We start from the raw sequence: 24,542 nt of genomic DNA, 5'->3' as shown, positions 1-24,542 counted from the left end.
GGGGCGCGCCGCTCAGCCGGCGGCGTGCTCCCGCACCCACGCGTGCATGGCGATGGCGGCGGCCGCGCCCGCGTTGATCGAGCGGGTGGAGCCGAACTGGGCGATCGAGCAGACCGCCGTCGAGTGCCGCCACGCCTCCGGGGTCAGCCCGGGGCCCTCCTGGCCGAACAGCAGCACGCAGCGCTCCGGCAGCGGGTAGCTCTCCAGCGGGACGGCGCCCGGCAGGTTGTCGATGCCGATGATCGGCAGCCCGCGCTCGGCGGCGTAGGCGGCCAGCGAGGCCACCGAGTCGTGGTGCCGGACGTGCTGGTACCGGTCGGTGACCATGGCGCCGCGCCGGTTCCAGCGGCGGCGGCCGACGATGTGCACCTCGCCGGCCAGGAAGGCGTTCGCGGTGCGCACCACCGAGCCGATGTTGAAGTCGTGCTGCCAGTTCTCGACGGCGACGTGGAAGCCGTGCCGGCGGGTGTCCAGATCGGCGACGATCGCCTCGTGCCGCCAGTAGCGGTACTCGTCGACCACGTTGCGGCGGTCGCCGGCGGCCAGCAGCTCCGGGTCCAGGCGCGGGTCGTCGGGCCACGGCTCGGGGTGCGGGCCGACGCCGATCTCGCGGTCGTCGGCGAGATGGTCGTACTGCTCGCCCAGCTGGGGCACCGAGGTGTCGCTCACGCCCCCAACGGTACGGGCTCCTCGCGGGCGGCCTGCGGCCGCGTCCGGACGGCCTTCTCCAGTTCGGTGAGCGCCTGCATGATCAGCCGGGCCCCGGCCCGGGTGACGTCGATCCGGTCGTCCCCGGGCAGCGCGGACAGCTGGTGGTCCCAGGTGCGGTGGGCCTCGCGGAGCGTGCCGAAGTCGACGTCCTGGCCGAGCAGGATCGCCGCGGCGGCGATCGCGGTGGCGTCCCGCAGCTCCTCGCCGAACGCGGCCGCGCCGGGCACCGGCGGGGCGTCCTCGGCGGGCAGGTGGGCCTCCAGCAGGACGGTCGAACGGTCCAGCATGCCGACCGCCGAGCGGGCCCGGTCGAACTGCTTGCGGCTGAGCTCCGGCACCTGCTCGGCGTGCCGGACCGGCTCCACCTCGGCCCGGTCGAGCGCGGCCAGCATCTCGCTGCGGGCCTCCCGGACGTCCAGCAGCGCCGGGCGCACGTCCTGCTCGGTGTGCCCGCCCGCCGGGGCGCCGTACGCGGTGAACACCGCGGCCGCGTACCGCCCGGCGGAGGCCAGCCACTCGGCGAGCCGCTCCGGCAGCCGGGCGGTCTGCCAGGTCGGGAACAGCGCGTACGCGGCGAGCGCGACGAAACCGCCGAGCAGCGTCATCGACACCCGGTCCACGGCCAGCTGCACCGGCTCGCCCGGCTGCAGGCCGAGCAGGAACACCACGTACGAGGAGATCGACACCGTCATCACCGCGTACCCGGTGCGCATCGTCAGGTAGGCGAAGCCCATGCAGGTGACCGCCAGCACCGCCAGCACCCAGTCGGCCGGGTCGAACAGCTGCACCACGGCGGTGGACAGCAGCACGCCGGTGGCGGTGCCGGCCACCCGGGCCACGCCGCGGCTGAAGGTCTGCGCGAAGTCGGGGCGCATCACCATCGCGGAGGTCATCGGCGCCCAGTAGCCGTGCTCGATGCCCAGCAGCCGGGCCGCCAGGTAAGCGGAGGTGACCACCACCGACATCCGCACGGCGTGGTGGAAGATCGCCGAGTGCCTGTGCAGCTGCCGCCCGACGGTGGCGAGCGCGGCGGGCACCACCTCGACCAGCGGGGGGCGGCGCAGCCCGGCGCCGGGGGTGGAGCGGGAGGAGACGGTGCTGAGGTCCTGCCGGTCCAGCCGGTCGGCGGCCCGGCCGAGCAGGCCGGACAGCCGGCGGGCGGAGCGGCGGGCGGCGCCGCGCAGCAGGTCCTCGCCGCTGCCGGGGCGGGCCAGTGCCAGGCCCGGGGTGTCCTTGGGCAGCCGGACGGGGTCCCCGCTGCGGATCGCCCGGGTCAGCGCGTCCAGCACCTCGGCGGCGGCGGCCAGCACCTCGCGGGCCCGGTCCCGCTCCGGGCCCTCCTCGGCGGCGCCCACCCGGGGGTCGGCCAGCGCGGCCAGGGCGGGGCGGATCCGTTCGGCGATGGTGCGCAGGCCGCGCAGTTCGGGCGGGCGGCGGCGGGCCTGCCGGGCGGTGAGCCGGGCGGCCTGCCGGCCGACGATGAACGGCTCCGGGTCGACCTCGGCGACCGGGTCGTGCCGCAGCCGCCGCGCGTAGTCGCCGAGCCCGGCGTAGATGTCGGCGAGGGCGTCGCGCTGGGCCCGCCAGCTGTCGATCGGCCAGACCGTGATCACCAGCGCCTGCACGGCGCCGCCCACCGAGCAGAGCAGCCCGTGCTCGATCGCGGTGGGCACCGAGACCGGCAGCTGCACCACCACCATCATCACGGCCAGGGTGTTGGCCGCGACCACCCCGGAGGTCGGCCCGATCGCCCAGGCCAGGCCGGCGCCGAACGCCCAGACCGCCAGCAGCACCGGGAACGCGCCGGGGATGCCCACCGCGACGTAGCCCAGGAAGGTCGACAGGCCGAGCCCGGCGGCGGCGGCCAGGGCCAGCGAGGCGCGCGGCCGGAAGGAGCGCTGGAAGGTCGCGGTGCCGGCGATGAACCCGCCCATCGCGGCGGAGGTGGCCTGCGCGGGCCCGAACACCGCGAGGGTCGGGAAGACCACCAGAGCGGCGGCGACCGCTCCGCGCAGGGCGCGCTTGGGGTTGGTGAGCGAGCGGTCCACGGTCAGCCCGGCCTTCGCGGTGTCGCGGAGGGCCGTGAACCAGGACATAACCGGAGCTTATCGACTTTTCGCCCAGCGGCCCGTCAGGCCGGTCAGGCCGCGCTGCATCGCCACCAGCGCCGCGGTGGGCAGGAAAACGGCGTCGGCGGAGATCATCGCCAGCGAGAAGAACGGCAGTCCGAGCAGCACCGCTATCGCCAGGTGCTCGCCCACCATCAGCGCCAGCAGCACGTTCTTCAGCCGCCGGGCGGCCAGCGAGAACGGGAAGCCGACCTGGACGATCACGGTGCCGTAGGTGAGCAGGAAGGTCACCAGCAGGCTGCCGCCGAGCAGCGCGGACAGGCCCGGCCAGGGCGAGAAGTAGCCCAGGTGCAGCGGGTAGAACACGGCGGTGCCGTCCTGCCAGCGCCCGCCCTGGATCTTGTACCAGCCGGCCGTGGCGTACACCAGCACCACCTGGACGGCGATCACCAGCATCGCGCAGTTGTGCAGCATCGCCGCCAGCGCGTCGGCCAGCGCCCGCGGCTCGCCCCAGTCGGCCGGGTCCTTGCCGGGCCGGCGGGCGCGGCGCCGGGCGTCCAGCGACCAGACCGTGCCGCAGCGGGTGAACACCAGGTAGATCGCCATCAGGTGGACCAGGTTGTCGCCGCCGTCGCCGAGGAACACGTTGCGGTTCTGCAGCGACAGCACGGTCAGCGCGAACACCACCGCGGACGCCCGGGTCCGCCAGCCGAGCGCCAGCGCCGCCGCCGAGAGCAGCGCCAGCAGGTACACCGCCTCGAACCACCAGCGGCCGTCGTTCCAGGCCAGCGCGGTGAAGGCGTGCGTGTCGGCGATCAGCCGGCCGTTCATCTGCTCGGACCACGGCGAGCGGTCCCCGTACAGCACCCGCCGGTTCGGCCACTCCCGCAGCAGGAACGCGCCCCAGGTGCCGGCCACGCCGATCCGCACCACCGCCGCCTGGTACGGGGCGAGGGTGGTCAGCAGGCGGGGCAGCGCGGCGCGGATCACGACAGGCCCCGCCAGTCCTCGGCGTCCACCGGCCACCAGGGCAGCTCCCGGGTGTGCACGGCGGTGTCGACCGACTCGGTGCTCCACCGCGGCGGGGCCACGGTGGCGGTGCCCACCCGCAGCTGGACCTGCAGCACCCGCTCGCCGCCGCGGCCGATCCGCTGCAGCGCGATCCGCTTCAGGTACTGCTCGGCGAGCTGCCCGCGCGAACCGGCGACCGCCTGGCCGTCCCCGTCGGGGTGGGTGGACTCGTAGAAGTCCCATGCGCGGCGCAGCAGGTTCTGGTCGGCGTGGCTGGGCGCCGGGTTGTGCCGGATCGCGGCCAGGTCCTGCTCGGTCAGGCCGCGCCACTCGCGGGTGGTGATCCGGCCGTCGTCGGCGATGGTCTGCACCCGGGCGTCGACCGTGACGTTGCGCTGCAGCGGGTCCGGCGCGAACAGCTTCCAGTTCTGCTCGAACTCCGGGTAGACCACCGCGTCCACCTCGGCGCGGTACGCCCGGGACGCCGAGTTCTCCGGCGCCACGTGCAGGAAGAGCGCGCCGAGGAACGCCAGGGTGCAGGCCAGCAGTCCCACCCCGGCGGTCACCAGCACCACCCGGGCGGGCTTCGACCAGACGCGCACGGCGGACATCCTGCCGCACCGCCCGTGCGTTCGAACAGGGGTCGGCGGCGGCCGCTACAGGACGAACGCTTCCTGCCCGCCGCTGCTCACCATCGGGCGGCCGGCGGCCTCCCAGGCGAACATCCCGCCGTCCACGTTCACCGCGTCCCGGCCGCTGGCGACCAGGTACTGCACCACCTGCGCGGAGCGGCCGCCGACCCGGCACAGCACGTACAGCCGGTCCTCGGGCAGCTCGTCGAGGCGGGCCACCACCTGGCCGATCGGGATGTGCAGCGCACCGTCCACGTGGCCGGCGTCCCACTCGTCCTGTTCGCGGACGTCGAGCAGGGCGGCGTCGGCGGGCACCGAGGCGGCGTCGGCGGTGGGCAGCTGAGCGAACATCGGGGGAGTCTCCTGGGGTCGGGGCGAATCGTCGCTGCCATTGTCGGGCAGCAGGGCGGCCAGCCGGGCCTGCCGGTCGGCGGCGGTGGCCAGCAACTGCTCGGCGAGGTCCTCCAGCAGCCGCTCCGGCTCGTCGGGGCGCAGCAGCAGCAGCTCCCCCATCGGGGTGCGCTCCAGCCGGACCCGCTCGGTGGCGAGCGCGCCGATCCTGCCGGTCAGCCAGTCCAGGCGCTGGCGCAGCCAGGCCAGCCGGTCGGGGGAGTCGGCGGCGGGCGCGGAGTCCGGGGAGGTGGACCACTCCTCGGCGAGCGCGGCCAGCCCGTCGGTGTCGGCCAGCGCGTACGCCTCGTTGACCCGGGCGATGAACGCCGAGCGGCGCTGCTGCTCGTCCGGGTCGGTGGACAGGTCGGGGTGGGCGCGGCGGGCCAGTTCGCGGTAGATCCGCTGGGCGTCCTTGTCGGGCCGCACCCGGCGGGCCTCCGGCTCGCCCTCGCGCGGGCCGCGCTCCTCGGCCGGCTCGACCCGCTCGCGGGCCTCCCGGGCCCGGCGGAGGTCCTCCGGGTCGCCGCTGAGGGCCGCCACCGACTCGGCGATCAGCGCGTCCAGCTCGTCCAGTTCGGCGTACAGCGGGCCGAGCAGCTGGTGGTGGGCGAGGGCGAAGTTGTCGATCTCCACCCGCAGGGTGGCCACGTCGACGTCCAGGGTCAGCCAGGCCAACTCGGCCGCCGCGACCCGCTCCTCCAGGTCCTGCCGCTCCGGGTCCGCCCACACCTCGACGCTCGGTACGCTCACCCGGGCCACCCTACCGGGGCCGGCACGCGCCCGATCAGGTGATGGCGAAGCGCTCCGGGGGCGCACGTCGGACGACACGCAACTGATACTGACGAATCTGCCCGATTAACTACCTCCGGTCGGCATCTCCGTGCTTCATTGGAGGACGCGCACAAGGACGCGCGCACCGGCCAGGAGGAGCAGCAAGCAACTAAAGGGGCAGACCGATATCCATGGTGGAACAGCCCAACTCCACACCGGACCGGGCCGACGGCCCGGGCGGCCACCCCGCCGGGGTGGTGGCCCTCCTGCGGGTCGCCGCCGTGCTGGTCGACCCCGACGGCCGGATCGCCATGTGGAACCGCACCGCGGAGGAGCTGTTCGGCCACCGCGCCGAGGTCGCCCTGGGCCGCACCGCGCACGGCCTGCTGCCCGCCGTCGAACCCCGCCAGGACAGCGCCGCCCCCGCCCACCGCTGCGACGCCTTCGACACCCTCGACGACCTCACCCTGAACGGCCCGTGGGCCGGCGCGATGCCCGTGCACGACCGCGAGGAGCGGCTGCGCGACATCCTGTGGTGGGCCTACCCGCTGGTCGAACCGGCCGGCCGTTCGCTGCTCGCGCTGGCCGCCGACGCCCGCCCGCTGCGCTCCGCCGGCCCGCGGATCGCCCTCGGCGAGCGCCTCGTCCCCTACGCCGCCGCGCCCGCCGCGGCCCGCCCGCAGCAGGTGATCGCCGCCTTCGCCCCGGCCGTGCCGGACGGCGCGGGCTGCGAGGCGCTCGCCGGGCTGCTGCCGCCGGGCTCCACGGAGCGCCGCCGCCGGCTGCTGGCCGCGCTCGCCGAGGCCGGCCCGCCCGCGCTGCAGGTGGACGCGGCGACCCGGCTGGCCGTGGTGCCCTACCAGTCCTCGCCGGACGGCGCGTCCGGCACCGCCCGGGTCGCCGCCGGCCTCGGCCGCCGCTACCCCACCCCGCAGCAGCGCGCCGCCCAGCAGCGCGAGCGCACCGCCCGCCGACCGGTGGAGCCGCAGCTCGGCGCGGGTGCCCGGGGCCCGCTCGGGGTACGGATACAGGCTGCCGGGTCCGCGTCCGCCCAGGAGGGTGCGCCGCGGCTCGGCAGCACCGTCCCGAGCCAGCGCGAAGCCGCCGCCCACGGCCCGACCCCGGGAGGCCCCGCCATCGATCCCGCAACCGCCGCCGCACCCGAACCGACCACCGCCGCCACCGTGCCCCCGAGCCGCCCGGCCGGCCTCGGCGGCGTCGAGGTGATCCACGGGCTGCCCGACGACGGCGACCTCGCGCTGCTCGCCTCGGTCGGCAACCAGGTCGGCACCACCCTCGACCTGGACACCACGGCCCGCGAGCTGTGCGAGGTGCTGGTCCCCCGGGTCGCCGACTTCGCCTGCGTCGACCTGCTGGACGGCCTGATCTCGGACTCCGAGCTCCCGGCCGGCCTGCCCGACGACGGCACCATGCTGCGCCGGGTCGCCCGCACCTTCAACGCCGCCACCCAGTGCTGGAGCCACGTCCTGGACGAGGGAGCGCTGCTCGCCGTGCCGCGCTCCACCCCTCCGGGTCTGGCCCTGCAGGAGAACCGGCCGGTGCTGGTGCCGCAGATCACCCCGGACGTCGCGGTCGACTACGCGGCCTCGCTGGGCGACCCCGAGCTGGAGACGACCGTGGTGGGCCGCTCCATGCTGGTGCTGCCGCTGTCCGCCCGCGGCAAGGTGCTGGGCATCCTGAAGCTGCTGCGGCTTCCCGACCGGGCGCCGTTCACCCGCGGCGACGCCGACACCCTCAAGGAGATCGCCGCCCGCGCCGCGCTGTCCCTGGACAACGCCCGGCTGCACCGGGCCGAGTCCAAGGTCGCCACCACGCTGCAGCGCTCGATGATCCCGACCCGCCCGCCGAAGATCCCCGGCGTGCAGATCGCCCACCGCTACATGCCGGGCGACCGCAAGGCCGAGGTCGGCGGCGACTGGTTCGACGCCATCCAGCTGCCCGGCAGCCGGGTCGCCCTGGTGGTCGGCGACGTGATGGGCCACGGCCTGCACTCGGCCGCCGCGATGGGCCGCTTCCGCACCGCCATGCAGACCCTGGCCGCCCTGGACCTGCCGCCCGGCCAGCTGCTGCGCCACCTCGACAACCTGGCCCACAAGCTCGGCGACGACCACCTGGCGACCTGCCTGTACGCGGTCTACGACCCGATCAACCGGACCTGCGAGCTGGCCTCGGCCGGCCACGTCCCGCCGGTCCTGGTCCACCCCGACGGCCGCGGCGAACTGCTCGAACTGCCGTCCGGCGCGCCGATCGGCGTCGGCGGGGTGCCGTTCCAGACCAAGAAGATCGACGTCTCGGACGGCTCGATGCTGGTGCTGTGCACCGACGGCCTGGTCGAGGTCCGCGGCGGCGACATAGGAGAGGGCCTGGCCGCGCTGTGCGGCAACCTGATCGACCCCAAGCAGACCCCGGACGAGGCCTGCGACACGGTGCTGAACACCCTGCACTCCGACGACCGGCAGGACGACATCGCGCTGCTGGTGGCCCGCTTCGACGGCGTCCCGCCGACCGAGGTGGCCACCTGGCAGCTGGGCGTCACCGAGCTGGAGGTCGGCCGGGCCCGCCGCCTGGTGCGCGACCAGCTCGCCGCCTGGCAGCTGACCGCGCTCGCCGAGACCGTCGAGCTGCTGGTGTCCGAGCTGGTCACCAACGCGGTGCGGGTGGCCAGGGCCGAGGTGCAGCTGCAGCTGATCCGGGTCGACAAGCTGCTGGTCGAGGTCAGCGACGACAACCACAACCTGCCGTCGCTGGAGCCCGCCGAGTCGATGTCCGAGCACGGCCGGGGCCTGAACCTGGTCAGCAAGCTGTCCGAGAAGTGGGGCACCGCCCGCAAGGCGGTCGGCAAGGTCGTCTACTTCGAGATGCCGCTGCCCCGCGGCTGACCGGGCGCCGGGCTCAGGACGCGACCGCCCTGGTCCGCCCCTGGGCGGCGACCGAGGCGGCCGCGCCGACGCCGGTCAGCACCCGCGGCCAGTAGTCCCCGAACACCTCGACCCAGACCGCGATCAGCACCGCAGTGCTGATCGCCACCAGGTGCTCCAGCCCGGCCAGGTTCGGCAGCACCGCGGCCTCCGCGACCATCGCCAGCACCACCGCCCCTCCCGTCCACCAGGCCCGGCAGCGGAACGCCACCACCACGGCCAGCGCCACCACCGCCGCCGAAGGACCGGTGTCGCGCACGTGCGCCACCCAGCGCGGGAAGCCCAGGAAGTGGTGCGGCCCGAGCGCCACCGCGATCCGCGCGAACAGCGTGCCGGCCAGGGTGCAGGCGTAGGCGACCACCAGGGTCAGCCGCCGTCCCAGCACCGTCTCCGCCACCCCGAACACCAGGAAGACCTGCGCCAGCGCCCCCCACACCGGCAGGTCCAGCGCCGGCACGTACAGCGACAGCGGGGTGCGCAGCAGCGACATGTCCAGAGGCAGGGCGGCCTTCACCACGCCGATGTCGGCCACGAACCGGTCGCCGCCCGGCAGGTGCTGGACGATCGAGAACAGCAGCACCAGCGCCGTCGCCGCCGTCGCGAGCGGCACCGCGGCGAACTTCCGCCGCACCACCCGTTCCTTCACGGCGCCGAACAGCGCCCCCCACTCGGCGACCGCGGCCCGGCGGAATACCGCCCACAGCCCCGACCGCACGCCCCCGCGTGGGTGATCTCCTTCACGACCGGTTTCTCCCGTTCCGAATCCGCGCGACATCCTTCACGCGTTCTTCTACGCCTCGTATCCGACCCTACGCATCGGATTAATCAACGGCATCAGCTTCGAAGGCCGCTCGAGTCATCCCGAGGACGGATGTTCCGGCCCGCTCCGCCCCCCGGCGGAGGGACCTGCCCCCCTCCCGGAACCCGAAGGCCCGGGAAACCGTGCTCACCCGCGCTGCTGGCCGTGCCTGCGGCGGAACAGCGCCGGCATGCTGGGCACCGTGATGAACCCCTCCGCGCGGGCCGAGGCGATGCCGATCCGGGGAATCTCGCTGCTCTTCTCGAAGAGCAGATAACGCGGCTCCCAGATGGGCCGGTATTTCGCATTCGCCCGGTAGAGGGACTCGATCTGCCACCAGCGCGAGAAGAAACCCAGGACGGAACGCCACAGCCGCAGCACCGGTCCCGCGCCGAGCTTCGAACCGCGCTCGAAAACCGACCGGAACATCGCGAAGTTCAACGACACCCGTTCCAGTTCGACCTCCTTCGCGCGCTGCAGGAGTTCGATCACCATGAACTCCATCAGGCCGTTCTCGCTGTCCCGGTCGCGCCGCATCAGGTCCAGCGACAGTCCGTGCTCGCCCCACGGGACGAAGCTCAGCAGCGCCCGCAGTTCGCCGTCCCCGTCGAAGCACTCCAGCATCACGCAGCGGCCGTCACCCGGGTCGCCGAGCCGGCCCAGCGCCATCGAGAAGCCACGCTCGGTCGCGCCGTCCCGCCAGTGGTCGGCCTTCGCCACCAGCTCGGCCATCTCGTACTCGGGGATGTCCTGGTGCCGCCGGATCCGCACCGTGTAGCCGGCCCGCTTGACCCGGTTGTAGGCCTGCCGGACCACCCGCATCGCCCGGCCGTCCAGCGAGAACTCGTCCAGTTCGACGATCGCCTCGTCGCCCAGCTCCAGGGCGTCCAGGCCGTGCCGGGCGTAGATCACCCCGGCCTCCTCGGAGGCGCCCATCACGGCCGGCACCCAGGCGTGCTCGCGGGCCTCCGCGAGCCAGGCGTCGATCGCGCCCGGCCAGGCCTCCGGGTCGCCGATCGGGTCGCCGGAGGCGAGCGTCACACCGCCCACCACCCGGTAGGCGACCGCCGCCTTGCCGCTCGGCGAGAACACCACGGCCTTGTCCCGGCGCAGCGCGAAGTACCCGAGCGAGTCCCGCTCGCCCTGCCGGTCCAGCAGCTCGCGGAGCCTGCGCTCGTCCTCGTCGCTCTGCAGCTCCTCGCCGCGCGGCGAGCGGAACGCCACCCACAGCACGAACAGGAACAGCACCGCGCTCATCGCGTTGATCGCCGCGTTCACCCAGGTGGGGACGGAGACCACGTCGGCCACCCGCTCGGACGGCGTCAGGGTGATCATCCGGTGCACCGCGTAGCTGAACCGGGTGCCGAAGCCGGCTCCGGAGGCGGTGTTGGTCAGCTGCACCAGCACCGAGCCGATCAGGCCGCCCAGCACCAGACCGCCCAGGCCGGCGGCCACCGCGGTCTTCGGGTTGGAGCGGTCGCCCTTGGAGGTGAACTCCTTGCGGGAGACCAGCAGCGCCACCAGGAAGAGGCCGGTCAGCACCATCGAGAAGTAGTTCCACGGGTGGTCGGCGAAACGGTCTCCGATCAACAGGAGCAGCACGAAGCCGACGAAGGTCAGCCCCGCCAGGCCGGTGTTGAAGATCCACGCCGCCCGTTTGCGCCGGCGCATCGCCACCGCCAGGAACAGCGACAGCAGAACCGAGGTCAGGCCCGCGGTCATCAGGTAGGGAGTGAAGTACTCCCCCTCGTTGTGGCGCTGCACCTGGTCGCGGAACGGCACCGAGAGCACCGCCAGCAGGTTCAGCAGGGCCATCAGCCGCAGGTACCAGACCGTCGACGCGGCGGCCCTCGGCCGCCACCGCTCCAGCGGGCCGGGCTCCTCGCCCCGGGTGGGGGACGCGGCCGGGCCGGCCGACTTCACAGTGGACACAGCAACCATTCCAGACGATCGATCACAGGGACGCATCCGCGCGCGGTCGCGCGCACTCCGCCCCCGATTTCCATGGTTGCCCAGCGAAGATGAGAATTGCGTGAATCCGGTAGCGGATTCCCACCCCCGCCGATCGGCGGGGGTGCCGGGGCCGCGCCGGTCCCGAACCCGCATCCACCAGGGAGAGACATGCCGCCGACCCGGGTCCTGATCGTGGACGACGAGGTGCTGGTCCGCTCCGGGCTCGGTCTGATCGTCGGCTCGGCGCCCGACCTGGAGGTGGTCGGCGGCTGCTCCGGCGGACAGGCCGAACAGCAGACCCTGGACCTCGCCCCGCAGGTGGTGCTGCTCGACGTCCGGATGCCCGACCTGGACGGCCTCAGCGTGCTGCGCCGGCTGCGCGCGCTGCCCGACCCGCCCGCCGTGGCGATGCTCACCACCTTCGACACCGACGAGTACATCGGCACCGCGCTGCGGGCCGGCGCCGCCGGGTTCCTGCTCAAGGACACCGCGCCCGAGCAGCTGGTGCACGCCGTCCGGGTGCTCGCGGCCGGCGGCAGCGTGCTCTCCCCGAGCGTGGCCCGCACCGTGATCAGCGGCTACGTCGACGGCGGCGGCCCCGACCTGGCCGCCACCGCGCTCACCTGCCGGCTCACCGGCCGCGAACTGGACGTCCTCGCGCTGCTCGGCGAAGGGCTGTCCAACGCCGACATAGCGGACCGGCTGTTCCTCGGCACCGGGACGGTCAAGGACCACATCAGTGCGATCCTCGCCAAACTCGGCGCCGCCAACCGCGTCCAGGCCGCCGTCATCGCCCACCGCGCCGGGCTGGTCCGCGACCGCGGGGACGACGGGGAGTGACCCCCGAGGAACCCGTCCCGCGCCGCTGGGCCTGGCTGCGCTCCCCGCGGGTCACCCTGCTGGTGCCGGTGCTGGCCGCCGCGCTGGACTCGGCGCTGGTCGCCAAGGACTCGGCGCCCTGGCAGCTCGCGCTGTCCGCGCTGTCCGTGGTCGCGCTGTTCTGGCGCCGCCGCCACCCGCTCCCGGTGGTGCTGCTCACGCTGCCCGGGGCGTTCTTCAACGAGATCTGGCTGGCCCCGCTCACCGCCGTCTACTCGGTGGCCGCCGCCTGGCCGAAGCCCCGCGTCCCGGTCGCCTGCGCCACCGCCTTCGCCCTGGTCGAGTTCTTCCACTGGCCGGTCCCCGCCGACCTGTTCGAACTCAGCCGGGACAACGCGCTGTACGCGATCCAGTCGGTGATGCTCGGCGCCGGCCCGGCCGCGCTCGGCATGCTCGCCCGCACCCGCCGCGAACTCGCCGAGCGGGTCGACGAGCTGACCGCCGGCCGCCGCCGGGAGAGCCGGCTGCTCGCCGAACAGGTGCTGACCGCCGAACGCGCCCGGCTGGCCCGGGAGATGCACGACGTGGTCTCCCACCAGGTCAGCCTGATCTCGGTGCAGGCCGGCGCGATCCAGGTCGCCAGCACCGACCCCGCCTCCCGGGACGGCGCCCGCACCATCCGCGAACTCTCCGTCCGCACCCTCGACGAGCTCCGCCAGATGGTCGGCGTGCTGCGCGCCGCCGGCGTCAACGCGGGCACCCCGCTCGCCCCGCAGCCCACGCTCGCCGACCTGCCCGGGTTGATCGACGGCAGCGGACTGGCCGTCACCCGACGGCTGGACCCCGGCCGCCGGCACTGGCCGGAGGCGGTCGAACGGGCCGCCTACCGGACCGTCCAGGAGGGCCTCACCAACATCAGCAAGCACGCCCCGGGCGCCGAGGTCACCGTCCGGGTCGCCGCCCGCGGCGGCAAGCTCCACGTCGAGGTCCGCAACGGCCCGCCCACCGGGTCCGCCCCCGCCAACCCGCTGCCCGGCGGCGGCCACGGCCTGATCGGCCTGCGCGAACGCGCCGTCCTGCTCGGCGGCGCCTTCACCGCCGCCCCCACCCCCGACGGCGGCTTCGCGCTGCACGCCGTCCTCCCCGCCGCCGGCGCCTGAACGCCGCCGCCCCGGCGGAAACGGCCTCGGCCGATCGGCCCGGGAGAACGAGAAAGCCCCGCAGATCCGTAGATCTGCGGGGCTTCGCTGTGCGCGAGGGGGGAGTTGAACCCCCACGCCCTTTCGGGCACTGGAACCTGAATCCAGCGCGTCTGCCTATTCCGCCACCCGCGCAAGGGTGTTGTCTTCAGATGCTTGCCGCTCTTCCGACTCGTTGAGAAGCTTAGCGCATCTCTCCGGGTCTTCCGTTCGGCTCCCTCTCGGGCGCCCCTTCCGACATGGAAAACATTAGCACGCCCCACGCCGCACCTGCGAATCCATTCCCCGGGCCCTCCCTGCACGGGTCCCGGGGACCCGCAACCGCGGGCGGGGCGAACGAGTGAGCGGACCGCCCGGCGGGTACCCCTCCGGGCGCGACCTGGCCGGGGAACCGTACGGAAGGGCCGCGCGTGGATACGATCAGTACGGAAGTACCGCTTTCAAGCCGACGAGCCGGCCCGACCGACGCCCTGAGAGGGGGTGCCCCGTGGGAGTCCTGAAGAAGTTCGAGCAGCGACTCGAAGGTCTCGTGAACGGCACCTTCGCCAAGGTGTTCAAGTCCGAGGTCCAGCCGGTGGAGATCGCCGGAGCGCTGCAGCGCGAGTGCGACAACAACGCCACCATCTGGAACCGGGACCGCACGGTGGTCCCGAACGACTTCATCGTCGAGCTCAGCCCGCACGACCACGAGCGGCTCAGCCCGTACGCCGGCCAGCTGGGCACCGAGCTCGCCGGCATGGTCCGGGAGTACGCCGAGGCGCAGCGGTACAGCTTCATGGGCCCGCTCCAGGTCGCCCTGGAGAAGGCCGACGACCTGGACACCGGCCTGTACCGGGTGCGCAGCCGCACGCTGACCGCGGAGGAGCCGCAGCGGCCGGCCGCGCCGCCCGCCGCCCCGCCCGGGTACGGCCGCCAGCCGACCCCGCCCGCGCCCGGCGCGCCCTGGCACCAGGGCGCGGCGGCCCCGTACGGCGCCCCGCCGCCGCCGGCCGCCCCGCCCGCCATGCCGTCCGCCCCGCCGGCGGCCGGCGGCAACGTGCGACCGTTCCCGGGCGCCGGGCACGGCGGCGCCGGCACCCGGCGCTGGATCGAGGTGAACGGCGCGCGGCACCAGATCAGCCAGAACGCGGTCGTGCTGGGCCGCTCCACCGAGGCGGACATCCGGATCGACGACCCCGGGGTGTCCCGCAAGCACGCGGAGATCCGTCCCGGGACGCCCGCGATGGTGCTCGACCTCGGGTCCACCAACGGCATCGTGGTGGACGGGCAGCACACCCAGCGCGCTACGCTCCGCGACGGCTCCCGGATCGTCCTGGGGTCGACCACCATCGTCTACCGACAGGTCGAAGGGTAGAAGCGGGCCGGTATGTCTGATCTGACCCTGACGGTCATGCGGCTGGGGTTCCTCGCCGTCCTCTGGCTGTTCGTCATCGTCGCGGTGCAGGTGATCCGCAGCGACCTGTTCAACACCAAGGCCGCCGCGCGCCCCGCCCAGCGCCCCGCACCCTCCTCCGCCGCCGCGGGGGCCGGCCGCCCGCCGCAGGGGCAGCAGTCGGCCGCCCAGCAGCAGCAGGCCCGGCAGCGCCGCGGCCAGCCCACCCACCTGGTGGTCACCCAGGGCTCGCTGGCCGGGACGACCGTCGCCCTGCAGGGCCAGACCATCACGCTGGGCCGGGCGCACGACTCCACGATCGTGCTGGACGACGACTACGCATCCTCCCGTCATGCCAGGATCTACCCGGATCAGGCTGGGCAGTGGACGGTCGAGGATCTAGGCTCCACCAACGGCACCTATCTGGACCGGCAGCGGCTCACCACGCCGATGCCGCTCCAGATCGGCATGCCGATCCGAATCGGCAGGACCGTCATCGAGCTGCGGAAGTAGTCAGCGCATGAGGACCAGCTCCACCCGAAGGAGGGCCCGGACAGCATGAGTCTCGTGCTGCGCTTCGCCGCCGGCTCGCACAAGGGCCTGATCCGCGAGGGGAACGAGGACTCCGGCTACGCCGGTCCGCGGCTGCTCGCGGTGGCCGACGGCATGGGCGGGGCGGCGGCCGGTGAGGTCGCCTCCTCCGAGGTGGTCGGATCGATCGTCCGGCTCGACGAGCCGCACCCGGGCGCCGACCTGCTGACCCTGCTCAACGACGCGGTGCAGACCGCCAACGACCGGCTCCGGCAGATGGTCGAGCAGGACCCGCAGCTGGAGGGCATGGGCTGCACCCTGACCGCGCTGCTCTGGGACGGCCAGCGGATGGGCCAGGTGCACATCGGCGACTCCCGGGCCTACCTGCTGCGCGACGGCCGGCTCAGCCAGATCACCCAGGACCACACCTGGGTGCAGCGGCTGGTCGACGAGGGCCGGATCACCGCCGAGGAGGCCGAGACCCACCCGCAGCGCTCGCTGCTGATGCGCGCCCTGGACGGCCGCGGCCAGGTCGAGCCCGACCTGTCGATCCGCGAGGTCCGGGCCGGCGACCGCTACCTGATCTGCTCCGACGGCCTGTCCGGCCCGGTCAGCCACCAGACCCTGGAGGAGACGCTCGGCAGCTACTACGCGCCCGAGCAGACCGTCGGGGAACTGATCCAGCTGGCGCTGCGCGGCGGCGGCCCGGACAACATCACCTGCATCGTCGCCGACGTGATCGACGTCGGCGCCACCGACACCCTCAGCGGCCAGGCCGCCGAGGCCCCCGTGGTGGTCGGCGCGGTCGCCGACAGCCAGCCGCACCACTTCGCCGACCCGCACCTGCTGGACACCCCGGCGGGCCGCGCCGCCGGCCTCGGCCGCGGGCCCGCCCCGCAGCACCCGCAGGGCGCGTTCGGGCCCGCCCAGGGCTACGAGGGCGGCTACGAGCAGCAGCCCGGCTACGGCGCCCCCGCGGGCGACTTCGGGCCCGCCGAGGGCTACCAGGAGGGCTACCCCGAGGGCGGCTACGGCGAGGGCGAGTACGGCCCGGCCGAGGAGGCGTTCGAGGGCGAGGCCCCGCCCAGCCGGCGGAAGAAGAAGCGCGGCCTGAAGCTCACCCTGATCGGCGTGCTGGTGCTGGCGGTGCTCGGGGCCGGCGGCTTCTTCGCCTGGCAGTGGAACCAGGACCAGTACTACGTCGGCGAGCAGGACGGCCACGTCGCCCTCTACCGCGGGCTGGACCAGGACCTGTTCGGGCTGAAGCTCAGCTCGGTCGACAAGCAGTACGCCGACATCGAGACCAAGTTCCTGACCAAGGACCAACGCGACAAGCTGACCGCCGGCGCCCAGGCCGGCAGCCTCGGCGACGCCGAGAAGCAGGTCGACGCACTGCGTGCGCAGGCCACCGTCTGCAAGAAGGTCGCCGATTCCGAGCAGGCCCCCGTCACCGAGGGCAGCACGCCGTCCGCCCCGCCGCTGACCGAGCAGGAGCAGCAGCTCGCCGCGTCCTGCTCGGCGCAGTAGGCCGCGGCGAACCCAGGGGGTTCCACACAGGCATGAGCACCTTCGACGTGAGCAGCGGCAGCGCGCCCGGCACCGGGCGGCGCCGCCGCACCGCCGGCCCGGTCACCGTCGACGGGGTCCCCACCCGGCGCAACACCGAGCTGCTGATGCTGGCCTTCGCGGTCGCCATCCCGGTGCTGGCGTACGCCAACGTGGGCCTGGCGATCGACGGCAGCCTGCCCGCCGGAATGCTGGCGTACGGGCTCGGCATGGGCGCGCTGGCGGCCGTCGCGCACCTGGCGGTGCGCCGCTTCGCGCCGTACGCCGACCCGCTGCTGCTGCCGCTGGCGACCCTGTTGAACGGGCTCGGCCTGGTGATGATCTGGCGGCTCGACAAAGCCGGCAAGCTGCTGCGCAACAACTTCCCGGCGGCCTCCAACCAGCTGATGTGGTCCGGTCTCGGGATCGCGATGTTCATCGGCGTGGTGCTGCTGCTGAAGGACCACCGGATCCTGCAGCGCTACACCTACATCTCGATGGTGGTGGCGCTGGTGCTGCTGGCCGCGCCGGCCTTCTTCCCGTCCCGGACCGAGGACTTCGGCGCGAAGATCTGGATCCGGTTCGGCTCGTTCTCGATCCAGCCCGGCGAGTTCGCCAAGATCATCCTGACCGTGTTCTTCGCCGGCTTCCTGATGGTGAAGAAGGACGCCCTGGCGCTGGCCAGCCGCAAGTTCATGGGCCTGTACCTGCCGCGCGGGCGCGACCTCGGCCCGATCATCGTGGTCTGGCTGCTGTCGATCCTGATCCTGGTGTTCGAGACCGACCTGGGCTCCTCGTTCCTGTTCTTCGGCCTGTTCGTGGTGATGCTGTACGTGGCCACCGAGCGGACCAGCTGGATCGTCTTCGGTCTGCTGATGTCCTTCGGCGGCGCCGCGGTGGTCGCCACCAGCGAGCCGCACGTGAAGACCCGCATCAACGCCTGGCTGGACCCGATGGCGGCGTTCGCGCCGAAGCCGCCCCCGCAGTCCTCGGAGCAGATCGGCCAGACCCTGATGTCGCTGGGCTCCGGCGGCACCGTCGGCAGCGGGCTGGGCCAGGGCCGCAGCTGGCTGATCCAGTTCGCCGCGAAGAGCGACTTCATCCTCGGCTCGTTCGGCGAGGAGCTGGGCCTGACCGGCCTGATGGCGCTGTTCATGGTGTACGGCCTGATCGTGCAGCGCGGCCTGCGGACCGCGCTGGCCGCCCGCGACCCGTTCGGCAAGCTGCTGGCGGTCGGTCTGAGCTCGGCGTTCGCGCTGCAGGTGTTCGTGGTCGCGGGCGGGGTCACCGGCCTGATCCCGCTGACCGGCATGACGATGCCGTTCCTCGCCCAGGGCGGCTCCTCGGTGGTGGCGAACTGGGCCCTGATCGCCGTCCTGATGAAGATCAGCGACACCGCGCGCCGCCCGGCCGCCGAGCCGGCCGCCATTCCGGAGCCCGCCGGACCGGACCGCTACGGGCCAGGGCCGGACCGCGGCGCGCCGGACCAGAGCAGGGGAGCCTCCTCGTGAACAAGCCGATCCGCCGGGTGTCGATCTTCTGCCTGGTCCTGGTCCTGGCCCTGATGCTCCGGGTGAACTGGGTGCAGGGCGTGCAGGCCTCGGCCTGGGCGAACAACAGCCACAACGAGCGGGTGAAGTACGACCGGTACGCCTACCCGCGCGGCAACATCATCGTCGGCGGGCAGGCCGTCACCAAGTCGGACCTGGTCAACGGCCTGCGCTACAAGTACAAGCGGTCCTGGGTGGACGGGCCGATGTACGCGCCGGTCACCGGCTACTCCTCGCAGGCGTTCGACGCCAGCCAGCTGGAGAAGCTGGAGGACGGCGTGCTGTCCGGCACCGACTCCCGGCTGTTCTTCCGCAACACCCTGGACATGCTGACGGGCAAGCCCAAGCAGGGCGGCGACGTGGTCACCACCATCGACCCCAAGGTGCAGCGGGCCGCGTTCGAGGGGCTGGGCGACAAGAAGGGCGCCGCGGTGGCGATCGACCCGCGCACCGGGGCGATCCTGGCCCTGGTCTCCACCCCGTCGTACGACCCGACCACCTTCTCGGGCGGCAGCGACTCCGACAGCAAGGCGAAGGCCGCGCTGGACGCCGACCCGAACAAGCCGCTGCTGAACCGGGCGCTGCGCGAGACCTACCCGCCCGGCTCGACCTTCAAGCTGGTCACCGCGGCCACCGCGTTCGAGTCCGGCAAGTACCAGAACCCGACCGACACCACCGACACCCCGAACCCGTACGTCCTGCCGGGCACCAGCACCGAGCTGAAGAACGCCAGCTCCACCGAGCCGTGCGAGAACGCCACCGTGCAGGACGCGATGGACCTGTCCTGCAACACGGTGTTCGGCAAGATGGGCGCCGAGCTGGGCGGCGACAAGCTGCGCACCCAGGCCGAGAAGTTCGGCTTCAACAACGACCAGGTGGACGTCCCGATCCGGGCCGCCGCCAGCTACTTCCCGAAGGGCTCCTCCCCCGACGGCACCGCGATGGACGCCATCGGCCAGCACGACACCCGGGCGACCCCGCTGCAGATGGCCATGGTGGCCGCGGCGATCGCCAACAACGGCTCGCTGATGCAGCCGTACCTGGTCGCCCAGGAGGGCTCGGCCGGGAACGTGATCTCCACCCACACCGAGCACCAGATGTCCCAGGCGGTCAGCCCGGCCACCGCCCAGAAGCTGCAGCAGCTGATGGAGTCGGTGGTGCAGAACGGCACCGGCAGGAACGCGCGGATCCCGGGCGCCACGGTCGGCGGCAAGACCGGCACCGCCCAGCACGGCCAGGACAACTCGGGCCTGCCGTTCGCGTGGTTCGTCTCCTACGCCAAGGGCGCGGACGGCAAGCAGGTCGCGGTCGCGGTGGTGGTGGAGGACGGCGCCGCCGAGCGCAACGAGATCTCCGGCGGCTCGCTCGCCGCGCCGATCGCCAAGGCGATGATGCAGGCGGGCCTCGGCAAGTAGGACCGGTCGCATGCGTCACAATCCGGCCGTCCGCCGTCGATCCGTGGCCGGAATTGTCACAATGGGACGGTCCTGATCGGTACCGGTCTGGTCTCAGCTGCCATCCTGCGCGGGGCCGCTCAGGTTCGCCCGGTAGCGTATCCGCCAGCAGCGGGTGTACCCGCAGCCGAACCGCGGCCCGAAACCGCGGGGCCGGTGCCGTGAAACCACAGCGGCGGCGGCTGCGTCCAGACAATGCGTGCGGGGACACCTACGTCACATCCTCACCGGCCGGTGGGGGAGAGGGTCGGAGATATGGAAGAGCCTCGTCGTCTCGGCGGCAGGTACGAGCTCGGCGGCGTCCTCGGGCGCGGTGGCATGGCCGAGGTGTACCTCGCCCACGACACCCGGCTCGGCCGTACGGTCGCGGTGAAGACCCTCCGCACCGACATGGCCCGCGATCCGTCCTTCCAGGCCAGGTTCCGCCGCGAGGCGCAGTCCGCGGCCTCGCTGAACCACCCGGCCATCGTCGCGGTCTACGACACCGGCGAGGACTACATCGACGGGATCTCCATCCCGTACATCGTGATGGAGTACGTCGAGGGCTCGACCCTGCGCGAACTGCTGCACACCGGGCGGCGGCTGCTGCCCGAGCGGGCGCTGGAGATGACCATCGGCATCCTCCAGGCGCTGGAGTACTCGCACCGCGCCGGCATCGTGCACCGCGACATCAAGCCCGCCAACGTGATGCTGACCCGCCAGGGCAACGTCAAGGTGATGGACTTCGGCATCGCCCGCGCGATGGGCGACGCCGGCATGACGATGACCCAGACCTCCGCGGTCATCGGCACCGCCCAGTACCTCTCCCCCGAGCAGGCCAAGGGCGAGACCGTCGACGCCCGCTCCGACCTGTACTCCACCGGCTGCCTGCTGTACGAACTGCTCACCGTGCGCCCGCCGTTCATCGGCGACTCGCCCGTCGCGGTGGCCTACCAGCACGTGCGCGAGGAGGCGGCCCCGCCGTCCGCCTACGACCCGGAGGTCCGCCCGGAGATCGACGCGATCGTGCTGAAGGCGCTGGCCAAGGAGCGCGACTACCGCTACCAGTCCGCCGACGAGATGCGCGACGACATCGAGCGCTTCCTCGACGGCCTGCCGGTCTCCGCCGTCCAGCAGGCGGCCGCCTACGGCATGGGAGCGGCCGGCTACGGCTACGACCAGGGCGGCAACCAGTACGACCCGTACGGCCAGACCAACGTGCTGCCCCAGCAGGGCGGCGTGCCGACCGCGATGATGCAGCCGGTCGGCAACCAGCAGCCCGCCCCGTACGGCGGCTACCAGGACGACGGCTACAACGGCGGCCGCGGCGGCGACGGCTACGACGACGGCTACGAGGGCCGCGGCAGCCGGCGGCGCGAGGAGCCGCCGAAGAAGAACAACACCTCCTGGATCATCCTCGCCGTGGCGGCTGTGCTGGTCCTGGTCGGCGCGTTCTTCGTGGTGCAGGCCATGGTGAAGACCGGCGACTCGGCCGGCGGCAAGACCACCGTGCCGAACCTGGTCGGCAAGACCCTGCCGGACGCCGAGGCCGCCGCGAAGGCGCAGAGCGCCACCCTCAAGGTGGCCGCCGGCACACCGGTCGAGTGCCCCGACGCCAAGGTCCAGAAGGACCAGGTCTGCACCCAGGAGCAGGCGCCGACCAGCCAGATCTCCGCCAGCGGCACCATCACGGTGCACCTGTCCTCGGGCGCGGCGCAGGCCGACGTGCCCGACGTCACCGGCCAGACCAAGGACGCCGCCACCGCCACCCTCAAGGGCAAGGGCTTCGACGTCGCCGTCAACTACACCAACGACGACAAGGTCGACCAGGACAAGGTCATCTCGCAGAGCCCCACCGGCAAGGCCCCGACCGGCTCGACGATCACCCTGAACGTCTCCTCGGGCCAGCAGAAGACCGCGGTGCCGAACGTGATCGGCCAGGCCCAGGACATCGCCTCCCAGGCGATCACCGACGCGGGCTTCAACCCCGTGGTGAAGACCCAGACCGTCACCGACGCGTCCCGGGTCGGCCAGGTCATCGACCAGACCCCGAAGACCGGCCAGTACAAGAAGGGCACCCAGGTCACCCTCACGGTCGGCAAGGTGGCCGACAAGGTGACCATGCCGCCGCTGCAGAACGTGAAGGTCAGCGATGCCATCAAGCAGCTCACCGAGCTCGGCCTCGGCTACTTCCTGACCGGCTCGCAGGACCCGAACGGCACCGTGCTCAACACCAACGTCCCGGCGGGCACCCAGCTCAACCCCGGTGACAAGGTCACGCTGATCGTGAAGCCGTCCGACAAGGCCTCGCCCACCGGCGGGAACTGACCCGGCGACAGACCCGAGGGGCCGCACCGTTCACCCGCGAACGGTGCGGCCCCTCGGCGTTGACGAACCCTCAGCGGATCCCGCCGCGGAACTCGGCGGCCCTCAGCGCAGCTCGGGCGGCGGGGTGCGGTGCGGGTCCACCGGGTCGACCCGGACCAGCTGCGCCCAGACCGCCATCCGGTAGCGGGAGGTGTACACCGGCGTGCAGGTGGTCAACGTCAGGTACCGGCCCGGCCCGGTGAACGGCGAGTGCTCGGGGACGGGCGCGACCACGCCCACGTCGTACTTGGAGGTCTGCGGCAGCGTCCCGGCGACCCGGTACACGTACCAGGCGTCCCTGGTCTCCACCACCACCGGATCGCCCACCGCCAGCCGGTCCAGGTCGTGGAACCTGGCGCCGTGCCCGTCCCGGTGCGCCGCCAGCGCGAAGTTCCCCTCCGCGTCCCACGGCATCGCGGAGCGGTACGGCTCCTCGTACACCCCGGCCACGCCCTCGTTGAGCACCTCCGCGGTGGTGCCCATCCGGATCAGCGTCCGGTCACCCCGGCCGAACGCCGGGACGTGCAGGAACCCCAACCCGTCGCCGGCCGCGTACCGCGGGGCGGGCGCGGTGTCCCCCGGCGGCGCGGCCGGCGCCGTCCAGCTCTGCCGCAGCCGGTCCCCCGCCCGCCCGGCGGCCCGGTCGGCGACCACGCCGGTCCACCACAGCGAGTACCCGACGAACAGCGCCAGCAGCAGCCCCAGGGTGATCAGCAGCTCCCCCAGCAGGCCCAGGGCCACCGCCGTCCGTCCGCGTCGTCCGCGTCGTCCGCGTCCGCCCCCGATGGCTGTGCCCATGGTGCCGTGCCCCGCTGCTCAGTGTTGCCCGGTCAGCGCCTCCGGCTGACCCTGGCTCCTCGGCCGTTCCTCGACCATCTTGCCAAAGACGATCAGCCTTCCCCGGGCACTGAACTCCGGCGTGCATGTCGTCATGGTCAAGTAGCGGCCGGCGGCGGTGAACGGCGATCCCTTCGGGACGCCCTGAAGCACCGTCACGTTGGTCGGCGGGGTCTCCGGGATGCCGCCCGCCACCTCGTACGTGTAGAACGCCGTCGCGGTCTCCACCACGACCTTGTCGCCGGGCACCAGTTGGCCGATCTTCCGGAACGGCTGGCCGTGCGTGGTGCGGTGCGCGGCGACCGCGAAGTTGCCCGTGGCGTCGGACGGCATCGCGGTGCCCGTGTAGTGGCCCACCAGGCCCTTGTCCAGCACCTGCTGCTTGTTGGTGCCCTCGGCGATCGGGTAGGTCAGACCGAGCTTCGGGATGTGGATGATGGCGAAGCCCTGCCCGGGCTCGAACTTGGTCTGCGGCGCGGCGCTCGCCCCGCCACCGGTCGGTCCGGTGGGCGGCTGCTGCGCCCACTGCTGCTCCAGCTTGCTGCCGGCGGACTGCGCGGACCGGTCGGCCAGCACGTTGGTCCACCACAGCTGGTACGAGACGAACAGCAGCATGACCACGCCGAGGGTGATGAACAGCTCCCCCACCAGCCGGGCGGCCAGCACCCGTTTGCGCTCCTTGGGCCGCGGCGGACGCGGCCCGGCGGCCTTCCCGGACGCCCGCCGACGGCCGGTGCCCGGCTTCAGCCCGACCGGCCCCGGCGCCTGCCGACGGCCCGCCGCCCGACCGTCGTCCGACGGCTCCTGGCGCACGGGCGCCTCCGCGGCGGGCAGCCGCAGTTGCAGGGTCTGCTCGGCCGGCTGCACGTAGACGCTCCAGTCGTCCGGATCGCCCGGTTGTCCGGGGACGCCCCCCTCCGGGCGCACGGCGGTCACCCCGTCAGCTCCGGCCGATGACCGGGGCCAGCCCGGCCGAGCGGCCGACCGCCTCCGGGAAGCCGCACTCGGCGAGCCAGTTGGCGAGCATCCGGTGGCCGCCCTCGGTGAGCACCGACTCGGGGTGGAACTGCACGCCCTCGACCAGCAGTTCACGGTGCCTCAGCCCCATGATCACACCGCTCTCGGTCCGCGAGGTCACCACCAGCTCGGCGGGCACCGTGTCCGGGTCGACCGCCAGCGAGTGGTACCGGGTCGCGGTCAGCGGCGAGGGCAGCCCCTCGAACACCCCGCCGTCCTCGTGCACCACCAGCGAGGTCTTGCCGTGCAGCAGCTCCGGAGCCCGGCCGACCACCGCGCCGTGGGCCACCGCGATCGACTGCAGGCCCAGGCACACCCCGAACAGCGGCAGCCCGATCCGCGCGCAGTGGTGCACCATCTCCACGCACACCCCGGCCTCCTCGGGCGTGCCGGGCCCGGGAGAGAGCAGCACCCCGTCGTAGCCGTCGGCGCCGTCCCGCGGCCGGGCGTCCGCCACCGTCAGCTCGTCGTTGCGGACCACCTCGCAGACCGCGCCCAGCTGGTACAGGTACTGGACGAGGTTGAACACGAAGCTGTCGTAGTTGTCGACCACGAGGATCCGGGGCGGGCGGCCGGCGGAGGTCATCGCTACTC

Annotated in this window: 19 protein-coding genes and 1 tRNA gene; 9 read left to right on the top strand and 11 right to left on the bottom strand. The window is 73.2% G+C overall.

Features of this window, described 5'->3' with window-relative positions; genetic code table 11:
• Nucleotides 1-12: 12 nt before the first annotated feature.
• From BX266_RS18350 to BX266_RS18330, 5 genes are read right to left on the bottom strand one after another with little or no spacing between them, the layout of a single operon-like run.
• Nucleotides 13-669, bottom strand: a complete 657-nt coding sequence (locus tag BX266_RS18350; RefSeq protein ID WP_099901205.1) for a TrmH family RNA methyltransferase — start codon at nt 667-669, stop codon at nt 13-15.
• Nucleotides 666-2,807, bottom strand: a complete 2,142-nt coding sequence (locus BX266_RS18345; protein WP_099901203.1) for an FUSC family protein — start codon at nt 2,805-2,807, stop codon at nt 666-668. Before BX266_RS18345 ends, BX266_RS18350 begins: the two co-directional genes overlap by 4 nt.
• 9 nt (nt 2,808-2,816) lie before the next feature.
• Nucleotides 2,817-3,767 carry an HTTM domain-containing protein gene (locus BX266_RS18340; protein WP_399171305.1) on the bottom strand — a complete coding sequence of 317 codons (951 nt, stop codon included), beginning with the start codon at nt 3,765-3,767 and terminating at the stop codon, nt 2,817-2,819.
• On the bottom strand, nt 3,767-4,402 hold the full coding sequence (locus BX266_RS18335) for a DUF5819 family protein (RefSeq protein WP_099901201.1): 636 nt from the start codon (nt 4,400-4,402) through the stop codon (nt 3,767-3,769). Before BX266_RS18335 ends, BX266_RS18340 begins: the two co-directional genes overlap by 1 nt.
• 45 nt (nt 4,403-4,447) lie before the next feature.
• A complete protein-coding gene (locus tag BX266_RS18330; protein WP_143686954.1) occupies nt 4,448-5,566 on the bottom strand; it encodes a rhodanese-like domain-containing protein in 1,119 nt (372 codons plus the stop codon).
• Nucleotides 5,567-5,778: 212 nt separating this feature from the next.
• Here BX266_RS18330 and BX266_RS18325 point away from each other — a divergent pair, with 212 nt between their 5' ends.
• Nucleotides 5,779-8,487: a SpoIIE family protein phosphatase gene (locus tag BX266_RS18325; RefSeq protein WP_099901197.1), complete on the top strand. Its 2,709-nt coding sequence runs from the start codon at nt 5,779-5,781 to the stop codon at nt 8,485-8,487.
• Nucleotides 8,488-8,500: 13 nt separating this feature from the next.
• On the opposite strand, the gene BX266_RS38695 is transcribed toward BX266_RS18325, so the two are convergent.
• Together BX266_RS38695 and BX266_RS18315 are read right to left on the bottom strand one after the other, a co-directional pair.
• Complete coding sequence (locus tag BX266_RS38695; protein WP_259464745.1) at nt 8,501-9,157, bottom strand: hypothetical protein; 657 nt, start codon at nt 9,155-9,157, stop codon at nt 8,501-8,503.
• A 315-nt stretch (nt 9,158-9,472) separates the two neighbouring features.
• Nucleotides 9,473-11,266, bottom strand: coding sequence for a phosphatidylglycerol lysyltransferase domain-containing protein (locus BX266_RS18315; RefSeq protein ID WP_099901196.1), 1,794 nt, complete (start codon nt 11,264-11,266; stop codon nt 9,473-9,475).
• A 180-nt stretch (nt 11,267-11,446) separates the two neighbouring features.
• On the opposite strand from BX266_RS18315, the gene BX266_RS18310 reads away from it, so the two are divergent.
• The gene (locus tag BX266_RS18310; protein WP_099901194.1) at nt 11,447-12,118 is read left to right on the top strand and encodes a response regulator transcription factor; all 672 of its coding nucleotides are present in this window, start codon (nt 11,447-11,449) and stop codon (nt 12,116-12,118) included.
• Nucleotides 12,115-13,257, top strand: a complete 1,143-nt coding sequence (locus BX266_RS18305; protein ID WP_099901192.1) for a sensor histidine kinase — start codon at nt 12,115-12,117, stop codon at nt 13,255-13,257. Before BX266_RS18310 ends, BX266_RS18305 begins: the two co-directional genes overlap by 4 nt.
• A gap of 90 nt (nt 13,258-13,347) precedes the next feature.
• Here the strand turns inward: BX266_RS18305 and BX266_RS18300 are convergent.
• Nucleotides 13,348-13,431 (bottom strand) — tRNA-Leu (locus BX266_RS18300).
• Between the two features lie 352 nt (nt 13,432-13,783).
• On the opposite strand from BX266_RS18300, the gene BX266_RS18295 reads away from it, so the two are divergent.
• From BX266_RS18295 to pknB, 6 genes are all read left to right on the top strand, one after another.
• On the top strand, nt 13,784-14,650 hold the full coding sequence (locus tag BX266_RS18295; protein ID WP_099901190.1) for a DUF3662 and FHA domain-containing protein: 867 nt from the start codon (nt 13,784-13,786) through the stop codon (nt 14,648-14,650).
• A gap of 12 nt (nt 14,651-14,662) precedes the next feature.
• The gene (locus BX266_RS18290) at nt 14,663-15,181 is read left to right on the top strand and encodes an FHA domain-containing protein (protein WP_099901188.1); all 519 of its coding nucleotides are present in this window, start codon (nt 14,663-14,665) and stop codon (nt 15,179-15,181) included.
• A 45-nt stretch (nt 15,182-15,226) separates the two neighbouring features.
• On the top strand, nt 15,227-16,726 hold the full coding sequence (locus BX266_RS18285; RefSeq protein ID WP_099901186.1) for a PP2C family serine/threonine-protein phosphatase: 1,500 nt from the start codon (nt 15,227-15,229) through the stop codon (nt 16,724-16,726).
• Nucleotides 16,727-16,758: 32 nt separating this feature from the next.
• Complete coding sequence (locus BX266_RS18280; protein WP_099901184.1) at nt 16,759-18,255, top strand: FtsW/RodA/SpoVE family cell cycle protein; 1,497 nt, start codon at nt 16,759-16,761, stop codon at nt 18,253-18,255.
• A complete protein-coding gene (locus tag BX266_RS18275; protein WP_099901182.1) occupies nt 18,252-19,709 on the top strand; it encodes a penicillin-binding protein 2 in 1,458 nt (485 codons plus the stop codon). Before BX266_RS18280 ends, BX266_RS18275 begins: the two co-directional genes overlap by 4 nt.
• 294 nt (nt 19,710-20,003) lie before the next feature.
• The gene (pknB, locus tag BX266_RS18270; protein WP_099901180.1) at nt 20,004-22,055 is read left to right on the top strand and encodes a Stk1 family PASTA domain-containing Ser/Thr kinase; all 2,052 of its coding nucleotides are present in this window, start codon (nt 20,004-20,006) and stop codon (nt 22,053-22,055) included.
• A gap of 102 nt (nt 22,056-22,157) precedes the next feature.
• Here pknB and BX266_RS18265 read toward each other — a convergent pair whose 3' ends face one another.
• The 3 genes from BX266_RS18265 to BX266_RS18255 are packed head-to-tail and all read right to left on the bottom strand — an operon-like array spanning nt 22,158 to nt 24,534.
• Nucleotides 22,158-22,892, bottom strand: a complete 735-nt coding sequence (locus BX266_RS18265) for a class E sortase (protein ID WP_099901178.1) — start codon at nt 22,890-22,892, stop codon at nt 22,158-22,160.
• Between the two features lie 18 nt (nt 22,893-22,910).
• A complete protein-coding gene (locus tag BX266_RS18260; protein ID WP_099901176.1) occupies nt 22,911-23,867 on the bottom strand; it encodes a class E sortase in 957 nt (318 codons plus the stop codon).
• A 4-nt stretch (nt 23,868-23,871) separates the two neighbouring features.
• Entirely contained in the window at nt 23,872-24,534 is a 663-nt protein-coding gene (locus BX266_RS18255; RefSeq protein ID WP_099901174.1) for an aminodeoxychorismate/anthranilate synthase component II, read from the bottom strand.
• Nucleotides 24,535-24,542 lie beyond the last annotated feature (8 nt).

The sequence above is a fragment of the Streptomyces sp. TLI_171 genome, from assembly GCF_003610255.1.
Classification (GTDB): Bacteria; Actinomycetota; Actinomycetes; order Streptomycetales; family Streptomycetaceae; genus Kitasatospora.
Note: the sequence above shows the minus strand (reverse complement) of the source record. Positions and strands in the feature narration are given on the sequence as shown.

Bases quoted from the DNA above. Each gene is read 5' to 3' on its own strand.
- BX266_RS18280 (WP_099901184.1), top strand. From the start codon at position 16,759: ATGAGCACCTTCGACGTGAGCAGCGGCAGCGCGCCCGGCACCGGGCGG.
- BX266_RS18310 (WP_099901194.1), top strand. From the start codon at position 11,447: ATGCCGCCGACCCGGGTCCTGATCGTGGACGACGAGGTGCTGGTCCGC.
- BX266_RS18325 (WP_099901197.1), top strand. From the start codon at position 5,779: ATGGTGGAACAGCCCAACTCCACACCGGACCGGGCCGACGGCCCGGGC.
- BX266_RS18265 (WP_099901178.1), bottom strand. From the start codon at position 22,892: ATGGGCACAGCCATCGGGGGCGGACGCGGACGACGCGGACGACGCGGA.
- pknB (WP_099901180.1), top strand. From the start codon at position 20,004: ATGGAAGAGCCTCGTCGTCTCGGCGGCAGGTACGAGCTCGGCGGCGTC.
- BX266_RS18290 (WP_099901188.1), top strand. From the start codon at position 14,663: ATGTCTGATCTGACCCTGACGGTCATGCGGCTGGGGTTCCTCGCCGTC.
- BX266_RS18345 (WP_099901203.1), bottom strand. From the start codon at position 2,807: ATGTCCTGGTTCACGGCCCTCCGCGACACCGCGAAGGCCGGGCTGACC.
- BX266_RS18285 (WP_099901186.1), top strand. From the start codon at position 15,227: ATGAGTCTCGTGCTGCGCTTCGCCGCCGGCTCGCACAAGGGCCTGATC.
- BX266_RS18255 (WP_099901174.1), bottom strand. From the start codon at position 24,534: ATGACCTCCGCCGGCCGCCCGCCCCGGATCCTCGTGGTCGACAACTAC.
- BX266_RS18315 (WP_099901196.1), bottom strand. From the start codon at position 11,266: ATGGTTGCTGTGTCCACTGTGAAGTCGGCCGGCCCGGCCGCGTCCCCC.
- BX266_RS18335 (WP_099901201.1), bottom strand. From the start codon at position 4,402: ATGTCCGCCGTGCGCGTCTGGTCGAAGCCCGCCCGGGTGGTGCTGGTG.